Below are 19,183 nucleotides of genomic sequence, written 5' to 3' on the forward strand. Positions count from 1 at the left end.
TCGATACATTACATTTATCCAGCTTTTGGCAGATTTGTCAGATAGCGCCATGCGGCGAAACACTCTTATCCTGTGCACAACAACGCATTCCGGCAACGGGCTGCTCACGCAAAATTAAGAGGATGTTTTGTATGGAACTTTACCTTGATACCGCCAACGTCGCGGAAGTCGAACGTCTGGCCCGTATCTTCCCTATCGCGGGGGTCACCACTAACCCAAGCATTGTGGCGGCAAGCAAAGAATCCATCTGGGATGTGCTGCCGCGCCTGCAAAACGCCATTGGCGAAGAGGGCATTCTTTTTGCCCAAACCATGAGCCGCGACGCGCAGGGGATGGTGGAAGAAGCCAAACGTCTGAGCAATGCCGTACCGGGTATCGTAGTGAAAATCCCCGTTACTGCTGAAGGTCTGGCCGCCATCAGGTTACTGAAAAAAGAGGGTATCACCACCCTGGGAACCGCCGTGTACAGTGCTTCGCAAGGTCTACTGGCCGCGCTGGCTGGCGCAAAATATATCGCGCCATATGTTAACCGCATTGACGCTCAGGGCGGCGACGGGATCCGCACAGTACAGGAACTGCAAACGCTACTGGAGCTACATGCGCCAAACAGCATGGTACTGGCGGCCAGCTTTAAAACCCCGCGTCAGGCGCTCGATTGCTTACTGGCAGGATGTGAAGCAATTACCCTGCCCTTAGACGTAGCGCAACAAATGCTCAATACCCCTGCGGTAGAGTCAGCAATAGAGAAGTTTGAGCAGGACTGGAACAACGCATTTGGTCACATCAACCTGTGAGGGAAATAAAGTATGGATCGCATTATTCAATCACCTGGTAAGTACATCCAGGGTGCCGATGTTATTACCCGTCTTGGCAGCTACCTCAAACCACTGGCAGCACGCTGGCTGGTTGTTGGGGACAAGTTTGTCTTAGGCTTCGCACAGTCCGCACTGGAAAAAAGCTTCCAGGATGCCGGACTGGCACTGGAGATCGCGCCTTTTGGCGGCGAATGTTCGCAAAACGAAATCGACCGTTTGCGCGGCGTGGCGGAAAAAGCGCAGTGTGGCGCAGTACTCGGTATTGGCGGCGGGAAAACGCTGGATACCGCCAAAGCGCTGGCGCACTTTATGGGCGTGCCTGTCGCCATTGCGCCAACCATCGCCTCTACCGATGCACCGTGCAGCGCCCTGTCCGTCATTTACACCGATGCGGGTGAATTCGATCGCTATCTGCTACTGCCGAACAACCCGGACAGGGTCATTGTTGATACTAAAATTGTTGCGGGAGCACCGGCACGTCTGTTAGCCGCAGGCATCGGCGATGCGTTGGCGACCTGGTTCGAAGCGCGTGCCTGTTCACGCAGCGGCGCAACCACCATGGCGGGCGGTCAGTGCACCCAGGCGGCGCTGGCACTGGCTGAGCTGTGCTTTAATACGTTGATAGAAGAAGGTGAAAAAGCGATGCTGGCAGCCGAGCAGCACGTGGTTACGCCTGCGCTGGAGCGCGTTATTGAAGCCAATACCTATCTTAGCGGCGTCGGTTTTGAAAGCGGTGGTCTGGCAGCGGCTCACGCCATTCATAACGGCCTGACGGCGATCCCGGATGCGCATCATTACTACCACGGCGAAAAAGTGGCGTTTGGTACGCTGACGCAATTGGTGCTGGAAAACGCGCCGGTCGATGAGATCGAAACCGTGGCGGCGCTGTGTCATTCCGTTGGACTACCGATTACTCTGGCGCAACTGGACATCAAACAGGATATCCCGGCGAAAATGCGCATTGTGGCAGAAGCTGCCTGTGCTGAAGGCGAAACCATCCACAACATGCCTAGCGGCGCAACCCCGGACCAGGTGTATGCCGCGCTGCTGGTCGCTGACCAGTATGGGCAACGTTATCTGCAAGAGTGGGAATAACCTGCCAATAAAAAATCCCCGCAATCGCGGGGATTTTTTATTCATACCATGCCGGATACGCGCAAGCGCCATCCGGCGTTTTTGATTACAGCAGATCGAAACGATCCAGGTTCATCACTTTCACCCATGCCGCCACAAAGTCCTTCACGAACTTCTCATGCGCATCGCTGCAGGCATAAACTTCAGCCACTGCACGCAGTACAGAGTTAGAACCAAACACCAGATCGGCACGAGTTGCGGTGTATTTTACTTCGCCGCTCAGACGGTCACGACCTTCAAACAGCTCTTGTGACTCATCAACCGCTTTCCATTCGTAACGCATATCCAGCAAATTGACGAAGAAGTCAGTGCTGAGTACGCCAGGACGATCGGTAAAGACGCCGTGCTGACTACCATCGAAGTTGGTGCCCAGTACGCGCATACCACCCACCAGCACGGTCATTTCCGGTGCGGTTAGCGTCAGCTGCTGCGCTTTATCAATCAACAAAGACTCAGTGGTTGATACGTCAGGGCGAGAACGATAGTTACGGAAGCCGTCCGCAATTGGCTTGAGCAGTTCAAACATCTCAATATCCGTTTGATCCTGACGCGCATCTACGCGGCCCGGCGCAAAAGGAACATTGATGCTGACACCCGCAGCGCTTGCAGCCTGCTCCACGCCTACGACGCCAGCCAGCACGATAATATCGGCCAACGACGCGGTATGGGCTGATTTATAGATGCCCTCTAACACGGGCAGTACGCGTGCTGCAGTAGCATTCACATCCCAACCACGCTGTGGGTCGAGCGCCAGACGAGCGCCATTCGCGCCGCCACGTTTATCCCCACCGCGGAAGGTTGATGCCGAAGCCCACGCTACCGATACCAGTTCGCCCACGGACAACCCGGAAGCCGCAATGGTCGCCTTCAGGTTAAGAATATCTTCTTCGCTTGGGTTGAAGAACGCATGCGGCAACGGATCCTGCCAAATCAGATCTTCTTTTGGCACTTCCGGTCCGATGTAACGCGCTTTCGGCCCCATATCGCGGTGCGTCAGTTTAAACCACGCACGGGCAAAGGCTTCGTTGAACGCCTGCGGATCGTTAAGGAAACGACGAGAGATCTTCTCGAACTCAGGATCGAAACGTAGCGTCAGGTCGGTGACCAGCATCGTCGGCTTGCGTTTTTTCTCAGGATCAAACGGATCGGGGATAATCTCCGGCGCATCCACCGCTTCGAACTGGATAGCACCAGCCGGACTGCGAGTCTGCACCCACTCATATTTGAACAGGTTCTCGAAGAAATAGTTGCTCCACTGGGTCGGCGTTTGCGTCCAGACCACTTCCAGGCCGGAAGTAATCGCGTCTGCACCCGCGCCACTACCATAGCTGCTGGCCCAGCCTAAGCCTTGCGCTTCAATCGGCGCGGATTCAGGATCGGCCCCAACGTGGGAAGCAGGTGCTGCGCCGTGGGTTTTACCTAACGTATGACCGCCGCCAATCAGCGCCACGGTTTCTTCGTCGTTCATTCCCATGTTACCGAAGGTCGCGCGAATCGCCGCGGCCGCAGAAAGCGGTTCGCCGCTATGATCCGGCCCTTCCGGGTTCACATAGATAAGACCCATTTCGGTTGCGCCCAGCGGCGCTTTTGCCAGTTCTTCCGGGTGACGGTGGGTCAGCCAGGCTTTTTCATCACCCCAGTTTACGTCGAGATCCGGTTCCCAGACATCTTCACGACCCGCGCCAAAACCGAAGGTACGGAAGCCGGAGTTTTCCAGCGCCACGTTGCCCGCGAGGATAAACAGGTCGGCCCAGGAGATTTTCTGGCCATATTTCTGCTTGATTGGCCACAGCAGACGACGCGCTTTATCCAGGCTGACGTTGTCCGGCCAGGAGTTCAGTGGTGCAAAACGCTGTTGTCCGCGACCCGCGCCACCGCGTCCATCGATGGAACGATAGGTCCCTGCCCCGTGCCATGCCATACGGATAAACAAACCGGCATAAGAGCCCCAGTCAGCAGGCCACCACGGTTGAGATTCGGACAGAAGGGCTCTGAGATCCCCTTTCAGGGCAGAATAGTCAAGTTTGCTAAATTCTTTGCGGTAGTCGAAGTCCTCACCCAGCGGGTTCGAACGATTGGAATGTTGGTTCAAAAGATCAACGCGGAGTTGATTAGGCCACCAGTCGCGGTTACTTCTTCCTGCTCCCGCGCTGTGATCCGGCCCGCCCTGATGGAAAGGACACTTACCGGCAGTTGATGCGTTCTGGCTATCGTCGGACATGCTCATCTATATGCTCCCTTTACAGTGTTATGACTACGATATACACCACCAAAGATTAGATATAGTCGAAATAACCCACAGATTCGATAGCCAGATCCTTTTATATTTTTAGTTACAGAGATGTAGATCAAAATGATCAATAAAAAACCCTCCGCAGAGGGCTGACGTACTGATTATGCCGGTCTTACTCCCAGCGTGTGACAAATTGCGTAGCTCATTTCGGCGCGATTGAGAGTATAGAAATGGAAATCTTTCACCCCTTCGCGGCTGAGAATTTTCACCATATCCATGGCAATGTTTGCGCCCACCAGCTTGCGGGTTTCCGCATCGTCATCCAGGCCAGCAAACATAGTCGACATCCATGCCGGAATGCGGACGTTGGTCATGTCGGCAAATTTTTTCGCCTGTTTAAAGTTAGATACCGGCAGGATGCCCGGAATAATTTCCACATCGATACCCGCAGAAACGCAGCGATCGCGGAAACGCAGATAGCTTTCTACATCGAAGAAAAATTGGGTGATCGCGCGGTTCGCACCGGCATCAACCTTACGCTTCAGGTTCAGCAGATCGGCCTGAGCGCTCTTCGCTTCCGGGTGCACTTCCGGGTAAGCCGCAACGGAGATATCAAAGTCCGCAACGTCTTTCAGCAGAGTCACCAGGTCAGAGGCATACATATCCGGTTTACCGCTTCCTGGCGGCAGGTCACCGCGCAGGGCAACAATATGACGAATACCGTTATTCCAGTAGTCCTGAGCAATAGTGCGCAGCTCATCGCGGGTCGCATCAATACAGGTCAGGTGCGGTGCCGCTTCAAGCCCGGTGCGCTCCTTAATCCCTTTAATAATGCTATGCGTGCGGTCGCGCTCACCAGAGTTTGCACCGTAAGTGACTGAAACAAACTTCGGCTTCAGGCTGCTCAGGCGATCGATAGAGTTCCACAGGGTTTGCTCCATTTCACTGGTGCGCGGCGGGAAAAATTCGAAAGAAACGTTAATCTGCCCCTGTACTTCGGCCAGACTCTGATTCAGCGCTTCCCGCTGGTTGGCGTGAAAAAAGCTCATACCTTACCTCATCAATCTTTTGTCGTTATATGTTGTGTTGTGAACTGCTATACGTTTAGACGTCTAGATGTAAAAATGACGGAAAAGCACGCTGGCGTCAACACAAAAATCATCGTTAAAGGTGAGGAATACTCAGTCAACGTGAAAATAATTCACATCAACCTGAAAGGCCGAGGGATTGGTTCACAACCGTCTGCAACCACTGCAACGTTGCTTCGCTCTCAGGCAGCATTACCAGTCCCACGTGGATACGCAATTCGGAATCGGTAAGCGGCAGAAATATCACGCCCTGACGCTGGATAGCGGAAAAGGAGGCCGGGAGTAAACTCAGACCGTCGCCATGCGCGATCCGCGCCAGCAGCACGTCATGTTCCAGCGGCTCTTCAATACAGGCTGGAGAGTAACCGGCGCGGCGAAAAATATGTCGGGTGTAATCAAAAAAGGCAGGATTCCGTTCGCGTTTAAACCAGAACAGTGGTCGGTGGTTCAGCGTCGTTAATGAGAGTGACGGCAGGCTCGCCTCTGGCCAGATCGCGGGTAATGCGGCAATCATCGGCTCTTGCCAGCCGAGTGGCATGACGGTAAGCCCGGGAGTCTCAAGCGGTAACGCCACCAGCGCTGCATCCAGTTTTCCCCGACGAACCTGACGCACCAGCTCAGGCGAACCATGACGAACAATATGTAGCCTCTCCGTACGCCCGTGTAGCTGCGATTCAAGCGAAGCAAAAACACCTTGTTCAAACGCTGTACTTAGCCCCAGGCGCAGAGAGTGCTCCCCAGCTTGCGCTAACTGGCTCAACGTCGCGCAGGTTTCTTCGTACATCGTCAGCACTGGGCGCACTATTTCAAGTACGCGCAGACCGTCTTCCGTCAGCGTCAGCCCACGGGTATGACGGACAAAAAGCGTCATCCCCAGACGTTCTTCAAGCTGGCGAATGTGGCGACTCAGCGGCGGCTGCGACATAAATAAACGTTGCGCCGCCCGGCTCATATTGTTCTCTTCCGCTACTACGGAAAAGTAACGCAGCAGACGAATATCCAGAGAGTGCAAAGGCGATGTTGTCATACCAAAAAGGTATCACGGAAACGGTATTATCCCAATCATTCTGCACGCTCTATCCTCAGGCTATATACCAGACAAATGAGGAAGAGATTATGCATTCAGAACGCTTTATTACCGGTCAGAAGATGCTGCAAAAAGTGGATGGTAAAGGGGGCGATGCGGTCATCGAAAGTCTGCAAGATATTGCGCCAGACTTCGCCCGCTACCTGCTTGAATTTCCTTTTGGCGACATCTATTCAAGACCGGGTCTGGATTTACGCAGTAGAGAGATTGCTACCGTCGCGGCGTTAACGGCGCTGGGTAATGCCGCCCCGCAGTTGAAAGTGCATATTGGCGCGGCATTACACGTTGGCTTAACACAGGATGAGATCGTAGAAGTAATTATGCAGATGGCCGTATACGCTGGCTTTCCGGCCGCGTTGAATGGTCTGTTCGCCGCGAAAGAGGTGTTTGCCTCCCACAGAGGCTAAACAACAGGCCAGCGGTGAGATTTGCCCGGTGGCGCTGCCGCTTCGCGGGCCTATGGTTCGTGTCATAGCCAGGCCGGATAAGCGTAAGTGCCATCCGGCAACGCAAACTACAGCAACTGCGCCAGGCGGTTGATATCCGACTGAATGGCTCCGGCGGTCACATCGCGGCCTGCGCCAGGTCCGCGGATCACCAGCGGGTTATCGCGATACCAGCGGCTTTCAATGGCGAACACATTATCGCACGGCAACAATGCCGCCAGCGGGTGCTCAGAACGTACCGCTTCAACACCCACACGTGCTTTACCGTTAGCGTCAAAACGCGCCACATAGCGCAGCACCAGCCCCATTTCACGCGCCGCTTCCAGACGCTGCACCATCTGCTCGTTCAGTTCATCGCCATTTTCAAAGAAATGGTCAATAGAGCCTTCTTCACAATGCGCAGGCACCAGCGACTCCACGCGAACCTGATCCGGCTCGATGTCGTAACCCGCTTCACGCGCCAGAATCACCAGCTTGCGCATCACATCCTTGCCGGAAAGATCCACCCGCGGGTCTGGTTCGGTCAGCCCCTGCTGCCACGCCTGATCCACCAGGTCGGTGAACGGCACCGTGCCATCAAATTGCAGGAACAGCCACGACAACGTGCCAGAGAAGATCCCGCTGATCGACAGAATGGTATCTCCGCTATCAATCAGATCGCGCACGGTATGGTTGATCGGCAAACCTGCGCCCACGGTGGCGTTATACAGCCAGTGACGACCGGTTTTTTCAAACGCATCATGGATTTGGCGATACTTATTACTGCTGCTCGCACCCGCCAGTTTGTTAGCGCTGATAACATGGAAACCGTGACTGGCGAAATCCAGATATTGATCCGCCAACTGCTCGCTGGCGGTTACGTCCAGCACCACTAAATCATCATACGGGTGGGCGCGCATCCACAGGAACAATGACTCTTCATCCTGTTCCACTGCCTCATCATCAAAGAAGGCCAACGCGCGACTGGCATCCAGCCCTTCATAATTCAGCAGACTACGGCGGCTATCGACCACGCCCGCCAGCACGAACTCTAATCCGGTACGCGCCGAGAGCGTACTTTGCTCACGGGCGAATAGCTCCAGCCAACGTGATCCAATATTCCCCTTCCCGAACAACACCAGGCCGATTCGTTTTTCCGCGCGGAAAATTGACTGATGCAGACCCTGAATCAGGCTCTCCGTCGGTCCGGTACGCAGTACGGCAACCAGGCTGATGCCCTCCTCCGACTGCCAGGTGAATTCGACCGGCTGACCTTTCAGTTGCTGCCAGAAGCGGTGGCAGTGCAGCGGGTTACGGGTGACGCCCGCCCCGACCATCGCCACCAGCGCCAACCCCTGTCGCAGACGCAGCTCGCCCGGCAATCCGGCCTCATCAAGAATTCTCAACGCGCCGTCAGCGACTTCGGAGGTATAGCAAAATTGCAGCAGTTGGCGATCGGGATGCACACCGACCGCCAGCGGACGCACCTGGGTGCGTTTTAAAATCTGATCGACCTCTTTATGGGCCAGCTTAAAGTCCTGACCGGTGGGAACCTGAAACTCAATCAGGCAGACGTCGTCATGACTGGTCACGATACGCGCCCCGGTCCCGGAAGCCAGCACGCGTTCAATACGCGTTGAGCCTTGCTCAGGCGTATAGCTACAACGCAGTTGGAGATCAATATCACTGCCGGAAACCGGCTGTAAGGTACGGGCATGGAGAACCGGAGCCGCCAGACGCGCCAGTTCGCTGGCTTCATCCAGACGCAGCAGCGGTAGCAGGCAGGCATCTTTTACTTTACGCGGATCCGCGCTGTAAACCCCGGCGACATCACTCCAGATGGTTACGCGGGAAACCCCGGCCAGCGCGCCAACCTGCGTTGCCGAGTAGTCAGAACCATTACGCCCCAGCAGTACCGTTTCACCGGCGTTGTTACGGCTAATAAAGCCGGTAACGACCAGGCGTTTACCCGGATGTTGCGCCAGAAGTTGCTGCAACAATGGGTAGGAGAGACCTTCATCCACCTGCGGCTGAGCGCTACGCTCCGCACGTAAAAAATCGCGCGCATCCAGCCAGGCCGATTCCAGACCTTGTTGGTTAAGGACAGCGGACATCAAACGCGCCGACCATACCTCACCGTGTCCGACGACTTCAGCATAAACGGCATCGTTCACGCCGCTGTCGAGTAATCCGGCCAGACGCTCCAGGTCGTGAATAAACGCACCGATCAGACCGTCGGCCACTTCTGGTGGTAACAAACCGCTAATCAGCTCGCTCTGATAGCGACGTAACGCCTGCTGAACCTGATGCGCAGAAAGACGATCGGTCTGGCTTAACTTCAGCCAGTTAATCAACTGGTTAGTGGTACTGCCTGCGGCTGAAACAACCATCATGTCATCAGGCTGCGAGTATTCCGCCATAATGCCTGCGACACGCAGATAACATTTCACATCAGCCAGACTACTACCACCAAATTTGTGCAGTTGACGACCCTTCGCCCCTGCCTGCGCAATCACACTCATGTTTACCCCTTGTTTGCAGCCCGGAAGCCATTTTCCAGGTCGGCAATTAAATCTTCGCCATCTTCAATACCGGTGGAGATACGCAGCAGCGTTTCCGAAATCCCTGCCGCCGCGCGCGCTTCTGGCGCCATTCCCGCGTGTGTCATGGTTGCGGCGTGGGAGATCAGACTTTCAACGCCTCCTAACGATTCCGCCAGCGTAAACAATGACAGCCCGCCAAGGAAGCGACGCAGCGTCTGCTCATCGCCATCCAGTTCAAAACTCAGCATCGCGCCAAAGCCTTTTTGCTGACGCGCGGCAATCTCATGCCCTTGATTATTCGGCAATGATGGGTGATACAATTTTTTCACCAGCGGCTGCGTTTGCAGATAATCAACAATCGCCTGAGCATTACGTTGCGCCACCTCCATACGCGGTGACAGAGTACGCAGGCCGCGCAACAGCAGATAACTATCAAACGCGCCGCCGGTCACGCCAATATTATTCGCCCACCACGCCAGTTCAGTGACCGTTTCCGGATCTTTCGCTATCACCACACCAGCCACCACGTCTGAGTGACCGTTTAAATATTTCGTGCATGAATGCAACACCAGATCGGCGCCCAATGCCAGTGGATTTTGCAGTGCCGGGCTTAAAAAAGTGTTGTCTACCACGCTGACTGCACCAGCTTCACGCGCCAATTGACAGATTTTCGCAATATCCACCACGCGTAGTAGCGGGTTGCTTGGGCTTTCTACCAGCACCAGCTTCGGTTTTTCCGCCAGCGCCGCCTGCAACGCCCGCTCATCACCTTGATCAACAAACAGTACGCGATAACAGCCTCGCTTTGCCAGACTGTCAAACAGGCGATAGCTGCCGCCGTAACAGTCGTGCGGCGCGACCAGCAGATCGCCAGGTTTCAGGAATACCGTCGTCACCAGATGAATCGCCGACATGCCGGTATTGGTTAGTACCGCACCCGCGCCACCTTCCAGTTCTGCCAACGCGCGCTGAACCACATCGCGCGTCGGGTTACCGCGGCGTGAATAGTCATGGGCGCGAGGCTCATTAAAGCCGGTAAAGTTATAGGTACTGGAGAGGTGAATCGGCGGGACAACGCAACCGTACTGTTCGTCGTCATTTAATCCGCTACGCACTGCGATGGTGGCCTGTTTACGCGTCATAGAGAGGAGATCCTGGCTGAGTCGGTGAAAAGTCAGGCACCAGATTAATCATAGTTACGATAGCCGTCAACACATCTGGACATCTAAACTTCTTTGCGTATAGATTGAGCAAACCGCAAATAGCCGTTAAAATTATATGCATTAGCGTACATCCGCGTCGGCTTACTTCGTGTCAGGGCCGCGCCACTACGATAAACTACGCGCAATTATGGTCCGGGCTCAGGTTCTGGCCTCAATATTAATGACGAAGAGGATTAGGTATCTCATGGCTGAATGGAGCGGCGAATATATCAGCCCATACGCTGAGCACGGTAAGAAGAGTGAGCAAGTAAAAAAAATTACGGTTTCCATTCCTCTGAAGGTGTTAAAAATCCTTACCGATGAACGCACGCGTCGTCAGGTGAACAACCTGCGCCACGCCACCAACAGCGAACTGCTGTGTGAAGCGTTTCTGCATGCTTTTACCGGGCAACCACTACCCAATGATGACGACCTGCGTAAAGAACGCAGTGATGAAATCCCGGAAGAAGCAAAGGTAATCATGCGTGAACTGGGTATCAACCCGGAAACGTGGGAATACTGATCGTTAGAGAAAGATGAAAGAAGGCGGGATTGCTCCCGCCATCTTTCACAACGTTACTTACTAATCCCATTGATTTTATTCAATGTTTCTTCCATTTTGAGCGTTTCTTTACGGTTCAATGGATAGCAATAAATCAGAATGACCGCCGCCAAAAACAGGCACAAAGCCGGCAAGAGATTCGCCATCGTATAAATATTTTCCTGCACGATGCTGGTTTGCACAGCCCCACCCGTTGAGGAAGATTGATAACCAATGATGGCCAGCATAAAGCCGCCAATCGCCCCGGCGCACGCCTGACCAACCTTGCGGGCGAAGAAGTTCACGCCATAAACGGTACCATCCTCACGATCGCCAGTGACATACTGGTGATAATCACAAACATCGGTCATAAACGCCCATATCATCAGGTTGAATAACCCCGCCCCCAGCGTCGCCAGAAACAGGAAAACCAAATAGACTTTCGCGTCGGTAATGTGGACGAAGTACATAATCAGATACATCGCTACCGCAAAGAGCAACGCGCCTACACTTGCTTCTTTTTTACCAAACCGCTTCGTGAGCCAGGATGCCGATGGCGCCAGCAAAACCAGAGAACCAAAGGTAAACAGCAATGCAACGGACATGGCCTCTTTGTTATGGAAATAGTCATTAAACAGGTAGGTCATATTGGTCCCGGACAACCCCTGATTAATCACAATCAGCAGATCCACCACAACCAAAACAATCAGCGCCTTATTACGTAATAGCCCCTTCAGCAGTACCGACACGGGCATGCTCTCTTTTCTCTCCACACGCACACGTTCTGTCGTTAACTGACAGGTTAGGGTTAAAAAGATAAAACCCAGTACTGCGCAACCCATGGCAATCCAGAAGAAATGCTGCCCGGAAATCACCTGGCTTCCGTCCGCCAGGGTGGTGTACATCAGAATGGGAATAAAAAAGCCGGTTGCCCCACCGCCGATGGCAGACCCAACGCTGCGCCAGGTGGAGAGCGAAACACGATCTTCCGGGTTCGAGCTAATCGCCGCAGACATGGCGCCATACGGGATACTGACCGTCGATAACAACGAACCGTAGATAAAATAGGAGCAGCAGATGTAGATAATTTTCGCCGTATAAGAGAAATCATTCACAAATGGCAGGAACAGGACGACCGCAATGATGCAAAACGGATATTTCATACGGCGCACCCACGGGTTAAACCGTCCATGTACCGTTAGTTTAGAGGTATCACATAAGCGCCCTACGCCAACATCGACAAACGCATCAAAGAGTTTGGTCACAAAATAGAGCGAGCCGACAATAACCCCGGAAATACCGAGTACGTTGGTGTAATAAATCATTAAAAAACTGTTCACCAGTCCAAGAATAAAACAGGTTCCGAGGTCGCCACACAAATAACCAAATTTATCTCTTAATCCGAAAGGCCTGACAGCAATACTTTGATTACTTCCGATTATAGTTCCATCATTAGACATGATATCAACTCCTTAGACTCATTATTCACGCAAACTATATGGATATACCGATGCTCGGCGTAATAAACCGCTATGAAGAGTATTAACGGTCAGAAGTTATAACCGAGACCGACACGATAACGAGTCTGGCGATCGTCTGTGGTGGTGGTGTTATAACCGGAGGAAACGTTACCCACCTCAACAAATGGAATCCAGGAACCTATTTTATAAGCTACACGGAAGTTATATTCATAATCGTCTTTTCGGTTGTTATATAAATCTTCGCTATCGGCAATTTTATAAATACCGTTAAGCTCAAACATCCAGTCATGAATGTTATAACCGAGCCATGCTTCCGGACGATAGACCATGCGATCATCCTTGCCGTCAGTGTTTCTGCGCATGTACTCCTGACGATAGCGGAACGCAGTCCACCAGTTGTCATTGATATTGTACTGTACGCGGATATAAGGTTTGTAAATCGTAATGTTATCGCCCGTTTCGATCGCAATACCCGGCTGCCAGATAAGATCCCGCCAGGTAAACTGGTAGCTTGCAGTATACTCGTTGCCATTACTTTCCATATTATTCCACGCATCATTAGATTGCGTATCTTCGGAACGTGAAATGGCTTCAACGGCTACACCAAAACCAGTCGCAAAACGATGAGACATATAAACACGATCGTAATTGCGCCCATCGTCATAATATTCATGACGATAATCAACATAACCCGCTTGCGCGGTCACAGAGAATAATGGAATCAGTAATAACGCAGATTTAAATTTCATGACCATCCCTCTTCATACTAAATCAAGGAAATTATCCATCTCGTTCCGTCCATTAATGGGAAACGATGAAGGATTAAGAATAATTTTATATTTCCACGAAAGTGTATTTTAGAAAGAAAGCAGAAACCTTTGGTATTTTGCCAACAATTGGCATGAATGGCAAAAATCAGAAGATAAAAAGGATGCAGATCACCAGTAGAAACATTTTACCTAAAAAATAAAAACGATGTTTTATTTATTAAATAAAAGACACTATTCAACACATCAATATAAATTTCATTCTTCAGGCGCAGAAACAAAAAAAGCGCCGAAAGGCGCTTTTTTCTGACAGCTGAAACTTATTTGCTGCCTGGGATGTTGAAACGCTTGTTGAAGCGATCAACGCGGCCACCGGTAGCAACATCACGCTGCTTGCCAGTATAGAACGGGTGGCACTTGCTGCACACGTCGAGGTTCAGATCGTGACCGACGGTGGAGCGGATTTTAATGACGTTACCGCAAGAGCAGTTTGCAGTAATTTCTTCGTATTTCGGGTGAATATCTTTTTTCATGGGAAAACCTCAGTTTAAGGCCGCGTCGCTCTTCCAGCCCTAACGCCAGACACCACGCGATGTTAATTATTCCCCGTCACCTTTCACACTGCATCAACAGCTTGAAATTCTCGGGTAATGGTCATTGTTTGACGCAATCAATTTGCATCAAAGGCGGCGAATCATACAGAAATTAACCTGCTCATGCAAACTGATCCGCATTCTACCCTTCACTAATGTGTATACTAACCCGCCAGATTTAAAGTCAGGATGATTCAATGCCCGTTGCGCACGTTGCCTTACCCGTTCCGCTACCTCGCACCTTTGACTACCTTCTGCCGGAAGGCATGAGCGCCAAAGCCGGGTGTCGTGTACGCGTGCCTTTTGGCAAGCAACAGGAGCGCGTGGGCATCGTCCTTTCCGTTAGCGAGCACAGCGAACTGCCGCTCAACGAATTGAAAGCCGTTCTCGAAGTGCTGGACAGCGAGCCGGTCTATTCGACCTCCGTCTGGCGTCTGCTGTTGTGGGCAGCTGACTATTATCATCATCCTATTGGCGACGTGCTGTTTCATGCCCTGCCGATTCTGTTACGCCAGGGACGCCCGGCTGCCAACGCGCCCATGTGGTACTGGTTTGCCACTGAAGAGGGCCAGGTTATTGATCTCAACGGCCTGAAACGCTCTCCCAAGCAGCAGCAGGCGCTGGCAGCATTACGCCAGGGAAAAATCTGGCGCGACCAGGTGGCAGAGCTGGAATTTAATGACGCCGCCTTGCAGGCGCTACGTAAAAAAGGCCTGTGCGATCTGGCAAGCGAAACACCAGACTTTAGCGACTGGCGTACACACTACGCGGTTTCCGGTGAGCGTCTGCGGCTGAATACCGAACAGGCTACCGCCGTCGGGGCGATCCACAGCGCCTCGGACAGTTTTAGCGCCTGGCTATTAGCGGGCGTGACGGGATCGGGTAAAACAGAGGTCTATTTAAGCGTACTGGAAAATGTGCTCGCCCAGGGCAAACAGGCGCTGGTGATGGTGCCGGAGATTGGCCTGACGCCGCAAACTATTGCCCGGTTTCGCGAGCGCTTCAATGCGCCGGTCGAAGTCCTGCACTCGGGTTTAAATGACAGCGAACGTCTTTCGGCATGGCTGAAGGCGAAAAATGGCGAAGCGGCGATTGTCATCGGCACGCGCTCGTCGCTGTTTACACCGTTTAAAAATCTGGGCGTGATTGTCATCGACGAAGAGCACGACAGCTCTTATAAACAGCAGGAAGGCTGGCGCTATCATGCGCGCGACCTCGCGGTTTATCGTGCCCATAGCGAACAAATTCCCATTATTCTCGGCTCAGCCACCCCAGCGCTGGAAACGCTGTGCAACGTGCGGCAGAAAAAATACCGCATGCTGCGCCTGACGCGCCGCGCCGGAAATGCGCGCCCAGCCACTCAGCACGTGCTGGATCTGAAAGGTCAGCAGGTACAGGCCGGACTCGCCCCTGCGCTTATCGCCCGTATGCGTCAGCACCTGCAGGCGGATAACCAGGTGATCCTGTTTTTAAACCGCCGGGGTTTTGCTCCTGCCCTGCTGTGCCACGACTGTGGCTGGATTGCTGAATGCCCGCGCTGCGATCACTACTACACGCTGCATCAGGCGCAGCACCATCTGCGCTGCCACCACTGCGACAGTCAGCGTCCGATACCGCGTCAGTGCCCTTCCTGCGGCTCAACGCATATGGTTCCGGTAGGACTCGGCACCGAACAGCTTGAGCAGGCTCTGGCGCCTTTTTTCCCCGGCGTGCCCATCTCACGCATCGATCGCGACACGACCAGCCGTAAAGGGTCGCTGGAGCAGCATCTGGCGGAAGTGCATCGCGGCGGCGCGCGAATCCTGATCGGCACACAAATGCTGGCGAAAGGCCACCATTTCCCGGACGTCACTCTGGTGGCGCTGCTGGACGTTGACGGCGCGCTGTTCTCCGCAGATTTCCGGTCGGCAGAACGCTTCGCCCAGCTCTACACGCAGGTTTCCGGGCGTGCCGGTCGCGCCGGGAAACAGGGTGAAGTGGTGCTGCAAACGCACCACCCTGAACATCCGCTACTGCAAACCTTACTGTATAAAGGTTATGACGCTTTTGCCGAGCAGGCGCTGGCCGAGCGACAAACGCTCCAGCTTCCCCCATGGACCAGCCATGTGATCGTGCGGGCAGAAGATCACAACAACCAGCATGCGCCGATGTTCTTGCAGCAGTTACGAAATCTGATTCAGGCCAGTCCGCTGGCCGATGAAAAACTGTGGGTGTTAGGCCCGGTTCCCGCCCTGGCACCCAAACGTGGCGGTCGCTATCGCTGGCAAATTTTGTTGCAGCACCCATCGCGAATTCGCCTGCAGCATATCGTCAGCGGCACACTGGCGCTGATCAATACGTTACCCGATGCGCGTAAAGTTAAATGGGTGCTGGATGTCGATCCCATCGAGGGATAATCCCTCACGATGCGAGGCGGATCGTAAAATTAAAGATCCATCACACTTTTTATGAAAATTCTGTAACCGCTTCCATTCACTATCTGATAAAAATGTTTCAGATGAAGGTTATCCAGGGACGAGTCTGTGCCAGCCGCCCTGGCGAGGAGAAAGAGTGAAACCGAATAAGCAGGTTGCCGCCGCTACGATGAAAGATGTTGCCCTGAAGGCGAAAGTCTCAACGGCAACCGTATCCCGCGCATTAATGAATCCAGACAAAGTTTCGCAGTCAACCCGTAACAAGGTTGAGCAGGCAGCTCTGGAAGTGGGATATCTACCTCAATCGATGGGACGCAACGTAAAGCGTAATGAGTCACGTACCATTCTGGTGATTGTGCCTGATATCTGCGATCCGTTTTTTAGCGAAGTCATTCGTGGCATAGAAGTCACCGCCGCAGAACAGGGATATCTGGTGCTTATCGGCGATTGCGCGCACCAGAATCAGCAGGAAAAGACCTTTCTTAACCTCATTATCACCAAGCAGATCGATGGCATGGTCCTGCTCAGCTCGCGCCTGCCGTTTGATGCCAGCGTTGAAGAGCAGCGTAATTTACCGCCGATGGTTATGTCCAACGAGTTCGCGCCAGAGCTGGAACTCCCCACCGTGCACATTGATAACCTCACCGCCGCCTTCAACGCGATGAATTATCTGCTGGAGTTGGGACATAAACGCATTGGCTGTATCGCCGGACCAGAGGATATGCCGCTGTGCCATTATCGTCTGCAAGGTTACGTTCAGGCACTGCGCCGCAGCGGAATTACGGTCGATCCGCATTTCATCGCGCGCGGAGACTTTACCTATGAAGCGGGAGCTAATGCGCTTAAACAGCTCCTGGCGCTACCACAGCCGCCTACCGCAGTCTTCTGCCACAGCGATGTCATGGCGCTTGGCGCCCTCTCTTACGCCAAACGTCAGGGCCTGAAAGTACCCGACGATTTATCGATCATTGGCTTCGATAACATTTCGCTCGCGGAATTTTGTGATCCACCCCTGACAACCGTCGCACAGCCGCGTTTCGATATCGGACGCGAAGCTATGCTGTTACTGCTCGATCAATTACAAGGGCAGAACGTCAGCAGTGGCTCACGTTTACTGGACTGCGAGCTTATTATTCGGGGTACAACCCGGGCACTGACGTAAAGTAAAGTGCTTTCGGACTCCCCTGTCTGGTCAAAGGCCCGCCGCTTAAGTAACATGGCGGGCTGACGAACGAATAAATACAGCGAAACGATAGTGGCACAACGAGATTATGTACGTCGCGGCCAACCGGCACCTTCGCGGCGCAAAAAGAGCACATCACGGAAAAAACAACGCAATACGCCTGCGGTATCGCCCGCTATGGTTGCTATTGCTGCAGCCGTACTCGTGACCTTTATCGGTGGTCTGTACTTCATTACGCATCACAAGAAAGAAGAGTCCGAAACGCTGCAAAACCAGAAAGTCACCGGGAATGGCATTCCACCAAAACCGGAAGAGCGCTGGCGATACATCAAAGAGCTGGAAAGCCGTCAGCCTGGCGTACGCGCGCCTACCGAACCGTCTGCCGGCGGCGAGGTGCTGAACGCCGACCAGTTAACCAATGAGCAGCGCCAGTTGTTGGCGCAGATGCAGGCTGATATGCGTCAACAGCCAACGCAGCTCAACGAAGTACCATGGAACGAACAAACGCCTGAGCAACGCCAGCAAACGCTGCAGCGTCAGCGTCAGGTGCAACAGCAGCAGTGGAACACTACGCAGCAGCAGGCTCAACAGCCACGCCAACGGGCAACGGAACAGCCGTACCAGCAGCCGCAAACGCGTACGGCGCAAACCGCACCGGTACAACAGCCGAAACCGCAGCCAAAACCGGCGGCGCAACAGCCGTATCAGGATCTGCTGCAAACGCCTGCGCATACCACCGCCGCTCAGCCGAAAACGCAACCGGCCGCGCCAATAACGAATGAAACGCAGCCGCCAAAACAGACGGCGGAGAAAAAAGATGAACGCCGCTGGATGGTTCAGTGCGGGTCATTTAAAGGCGCTGAGCAGGCAGAAACCGTGCGCGCACAGCTGGCCTTTGAAGGGTTCAACTCGCGAATTACCACTAATAACGGCTGGAATCGCGTGGTTATTGGTCCGCTCAAAGGCAAAGAGAATGCCGACAATACCATCAGCCGCCTGAAGGTTGCTGGTCACACAAACTGCATTCGACTCGCCACTGGGGGTTGAAACCCCCAAAATCCCCCCCATCTATACTTGCATTACGCCCCGCATCCTGTGCGGGGCCTGTATTCTGCATTTGTAACCAAGGGGTCTGCTCGTGACAACAATAGTAAGCGTACGCCGTAACGGCCATGTGGTAATCGCCGGTGATGGTCAGGCCACACTGGGTAACACCGTAATGAAAGGCAACGTGAAGAAAGTCCGCCGTCTGTATAACGACAAAGTCATTGCGGGCTTTGCGGGCGGTACTGCGGATGCATTCACGCTGTTTGAACTGTTCGAACGCAAGCTGGAAATGCACCAGGGTCACCTGGTGAAAGCGGCCGTTGAACTGGCAAAAGACTGGCGTACCGACCGTATGCTGCGCAAACTCGAAGCGCTGCTGGCCGTCGCAGATGAAACGGCATCACTCATCATCACCGGTAACGGCGACGTCATCCAGCCAGAAAACGATCTGATTGCCATCGGCTCCGGCGGTCCCTACGCCCAGGCTGCTGCACGCGCTCTGCTGGAAAACACCGAGCTTGGCGCGCGCGAGATTGCTGAGAAAGCGTTGGATATTGCAGGGGATATCTGCATTTATACCAACCACTTCCATACCATCGAAGAATTGAACTCCAAAGCGTAAGGATCCCC

16 protein-coding genes are annotated in these 19,183 nt (G+C 53.5%); 8 read left to right on the forward strand and 8 right to left on the reverse strand.

Annotated elements, in window-relative coordinates:
• Positions 1–131: 131 nt before the first annotated feature.
• Complete coding sequence (gene fsa / locus OOJ59_RS20555; protein WP_038636057.1) at positions 132–794, forward strand: fructose-6-phosphate aldolase; 663 nt, start codon at positions 132–134, stop codon at positions 792–794.
• Positions 795–806: 12 nt separating this feature from the next.
• A complete protein-coding gene (gene gldA / locus OOJ59_RS20560; RefSeq protein ID WP_160955461.1) occupies positions 807–1,910 on the forward strand; it encodes a bifunctional L-1,2-propanediol dehydrogenase/glycerol dehydrogenase in 1,104 nt (367 codons plus the stop codon).
• An 85-nt stretch (positions 1,911–1,995) separates the two neighbouring features.
• On the opposite strand, the gene katG is transcribed toward gldA, so the two are convergent.
• From katG to OOJ59_RS20575, 3 genes are all read right to left on the reverse strand, one after another.
• Positions 1,996–4,176 (reverse strand): catalase/peroxidase HPI, encoded by a 2,181-nt coding sequence (gene katG, locus OOJ59_RS20565; RefSeq protein WP_087856667.1) that lies wholly within the window; start codon positions 4,174–4,176, stop codon positions 1,996–1,998.
• Positions 4,177–4,343: 167 nt separating this feature from the next.
• Positions 4,344–5,231, reverse strand: a complete 888-nt coding sequence (gene metF, locus OOJ59_RS20570) for a methylenetetrahydrofolate reductase (RefSeq protein ID WP_079225702.1) — start codon at positions 5,229–5,231, stop codon at positions 4,344–4,346.
• Between the two features lie 157 nt (positions 5,232–5,388).
• Positions 5,389–6,297, reverse strand: coding sequence for a LysR family transcriptional regulator (locus OOJ59_RS20575; RefSeq protein WP_087856666.1), 909 nt, complete (start codon positions 6,295–6,297; stop codon positions 5,389–5,391).
• Positions 6,298–6,386: 89 nt separating this feature from the next.
• Here OOJ59_RS20575 and OOJ59_RS20580 point away from each other — a divergent pair, with 89 nt between their 5' ends.
• Positions 6,387–6,764: a carboxymuconolactone decarboxylase family protein gene (locus OOJ59_RS20580; protein ID WP_061382562.1), complete on the forward strand. Its 378-nt coding sequence runs from the start codon at positions 6,387–6,389 to the stop codon at positions 6,762–6,764.
• A 107-nt stretch (positions 6,765–6,871) separates the two neighbouring features.
• On the opposite strand, the gene metL is transcribed toward OOJ59_RS20580, so the two are convergent.
• Both metL and metB read right to left on the reverse strand, forming a co-directional pair.
• Positions 6,872–9,304, reverse strand: a complete 2,433-nt coding sequence (gene metL / locus OOJ59_RS20585; RefSeq protein WP_159121978.1) for a bifunctional aspartate kinase/homoserine dehydrogenase II — start codon at positions 9,302–9,304, stop codon at positions 6,872–6,874.
• A gap of 2 nt (positions 9,305–9,306) precedes the next feature.
• Entirely contained in the window at positions 9,307–10,467 is a 1,161-nt protein-coding gene (gene metB, locus OOJ59_RS20590; protein WP_038636034.1) for a cystathionine gamma-synthase, read from the reverse strand.
• Between the two features lie 265 nt (positions 10,468–10,732).
• On the opposite strand from metB, the gene metJ reads away from it, so the two are divergent.
• Complete coding sequence (metJ, locus tag OOJ59_RS20595; RefSeq protein WP_003825168.1) at positions 10,733–11,050, forward strand: met regulon transcriptional regulator MetJ; 318 nt, start codon at positions 10,733–10,735, stop codon at positions 11,048–11,050.
• A gap of 53 nt (positions 11,051–11,103) precedes the next feature.
• On the opposite strand, the gene OOJ59_RS20600 is transcribed toward metJ, so the two are convergent.
• From OOJ59_RS20600 to rpmE, 3 genes are all read right to left on the reverse strand, one after another.
• Entirely contained in the window at positions 11,104–12,528 is a 1,425-nt protein-coding gene (locus OOJ59_RS20600) for an MFS transporter (protein WP_160955460.1), read from the reverse strand.
• Positions 12,529–12,617: 89 nt separating this feature from the next.
• On the reverse strand, positions 12,618–13,298 hold the full coding sequence (locus OOJ59_RS20605) for an oligogalacturonate-specific porin KdgM family protein (RefSeq protein WP_087856663.1): 681 nt from the start codon (positions 13,296–13,298) through the stop codon (positions 12,618–12,620).
• A gap of 338 nt (positions 13,299–13,636) precedes the next feature.
• Positions 13,637–13,849 carry a 50S ribosomal protein L31 gene (rpmE, locus tag OOJ59_RS20610; protein ID WP_038636025.1) on the reverse strand — a complete coding sequence of 71 codons (213 nt, stop codon included), beginning with the start codon at positions 13,847–13,849 and terminating at the stop codon, positions 13,637–13,639.
• A gap of 257 nt (positions 13,850–14,106) precedes the next feature.
• On the opposite strand from rpmE, the gene priA reads away from it, so the two are divergent.
• The 4 genes from priA to hslV all read left to right on the forward strand — a co-directional run bounded on the left by priA (position 14,107) and on the right by hslV (position 19,175).
• Entirely contained in the window at positions 14,107–16,305 is a 2,199-nt protein-coding gene (gene priA / locus OOJ59_RS20615; protein ID WP_087856662.1) for a primosomal protein N', read from the forward strand.
• Between the two features lie 154 nt (positions 16,306–16,459).
• On the forward strand, positions 16,460–17,485 hold the full coding sequence (gene cytR / locus OOJ59_RS20620) for a DNA-binding transcriptional regulator CytR (RefSeq protein WP_003028807.1): 1,026 nt from the start codon (positions 16,460–16,462) through the stop codon (positions 17,483–17,485).
• Positions 17,486–17,578: 93 nt separating this feature from the next.
• A complete protein-coding gene (gene ftsN / locus OOJ59_RS20625) occupies positions 17,579–18,553 on the forward strand; it encodes a cell division protein FtsN (RefSeq protein WP_074458535.1) in 975 nt (324 codons plus the stop codon).
• Positions 18,554–18,644: 91 nt separating this feature from the next.
• Positions 18,645–19,175 carry an ATP-dependent protease subunit HslV gene (gene hslV, locus OOJ59_RS20630; protein WP_003028805.1) on the forward strand — a complete coding sequence of 177 codons (531 nt, stop codon included), beginning with the start codon at positions 18,645–18,647 and terminating at the stop codon, positions 19,173–19,175.
• The last annotated feature ends 8 nt before the right edge of the window (positions 19,176–19,183 follow it).

Source organism: Citrobacter sp. W9, assembly GCF_026719375.1.
In the GTDB taxonomy this organism is placed as follows: Bacteria; Pseudomonadota; Gammaproteobacteria; order Enterobacterales; family Enterobacteriaceae; genus Citrobacter; species Citrobacter werkmanii.

Excerpts from the sequence above, each read along its gene's own strand:
- fsa (WP_038636057.1), top strand. The coding sequence starts at position 132 with ATGGAACTTTACCTTGATACCGCCAACGTCGCGGAAGTCGAACGTCTG.
- gldA (WP_160955461.1), top strand. The coding sequence starts at position 807 with ATGGATCGCATTATTCAATCACCTGGTAAGTACATCCAGGGTGCCGAT.
- katG (WP_087856667.1), bottom strand. The coding sequence starts at position 4,176 with ATGAGCATGTCCGACGATAGCCAGAACGCATCAACTGCCGGTAAGTGT.
- metF (WP_079225702.1), bottom strand. The coding sequence starts at position 5,231 with ATGAGCTTTTTTCACGCCAACCAGCGGGAAGCGCTGAATCAGAGTCTG.
- OOJ59_RS20575 (WP_087856666.1), bottom strand. The coding sequence starts at position 6,297 with ATGACAACATCGCCTTTGCACTCTCTGGATATTCGTCTGCTGCGTTAC.
- OOJ59_RS20580 (WP_061382562.1), top strand. The coding sequence starts at position 6,387 with ATGCATTCAGAACGCTTTATTACCGGTCAGAAGATGCTGCAAAAAGTG.
- metL (WP_159121978.1), bottom strand. The coding sequence starts at position 9,304 with ATGAGTGTGATTGCGCAGGCAGGGGCGAAGGGTCGTCAACTGCACAAA.
- metB (WP_038636034.1), bottom strand. The coding sequence starts at position 10,467 with ATGACGCGTAAACAGGCCACCATCGCAGTGCGTAGCGGATTAAATGAC.
- metJ (WP_003825168.1), top strand. The coding sequence starts at position 10,733 with ATGGCTGAATGGAGCGGCGAATATATCAGCCCATACGCTGAGCACGGT.
- OOJ59_RS20600 (WP_160955460.1), bottom strand. The coding sequence starts at position 12,528 with ATGTCTAATGATGGAACTATAATCGGAAGTAATCAAAGTATTGCTGTC.
- OOJ59_RS20605 (WP_087856663.1), bottom strand. The coding sequence starts at position 13,298 with ATGAAATTTAAATCTGCGTTATTACTGATTCCATTATTCTCTGTGACC.
- rpmE (WP_038636025.1), bottom strand. The coding sequence starts at position 13,849 with ATGAAAAAAGATATTCACCCGAAATACGAAGAAATTACTGCAAACTGC.
- priA (WP_087856662.1), top strand. The coding sequence starts at position 14,107 with ATGCCCGTTGCGCACGTTGCCTTACCCGTTCCGCTACCTCGCACCTTT.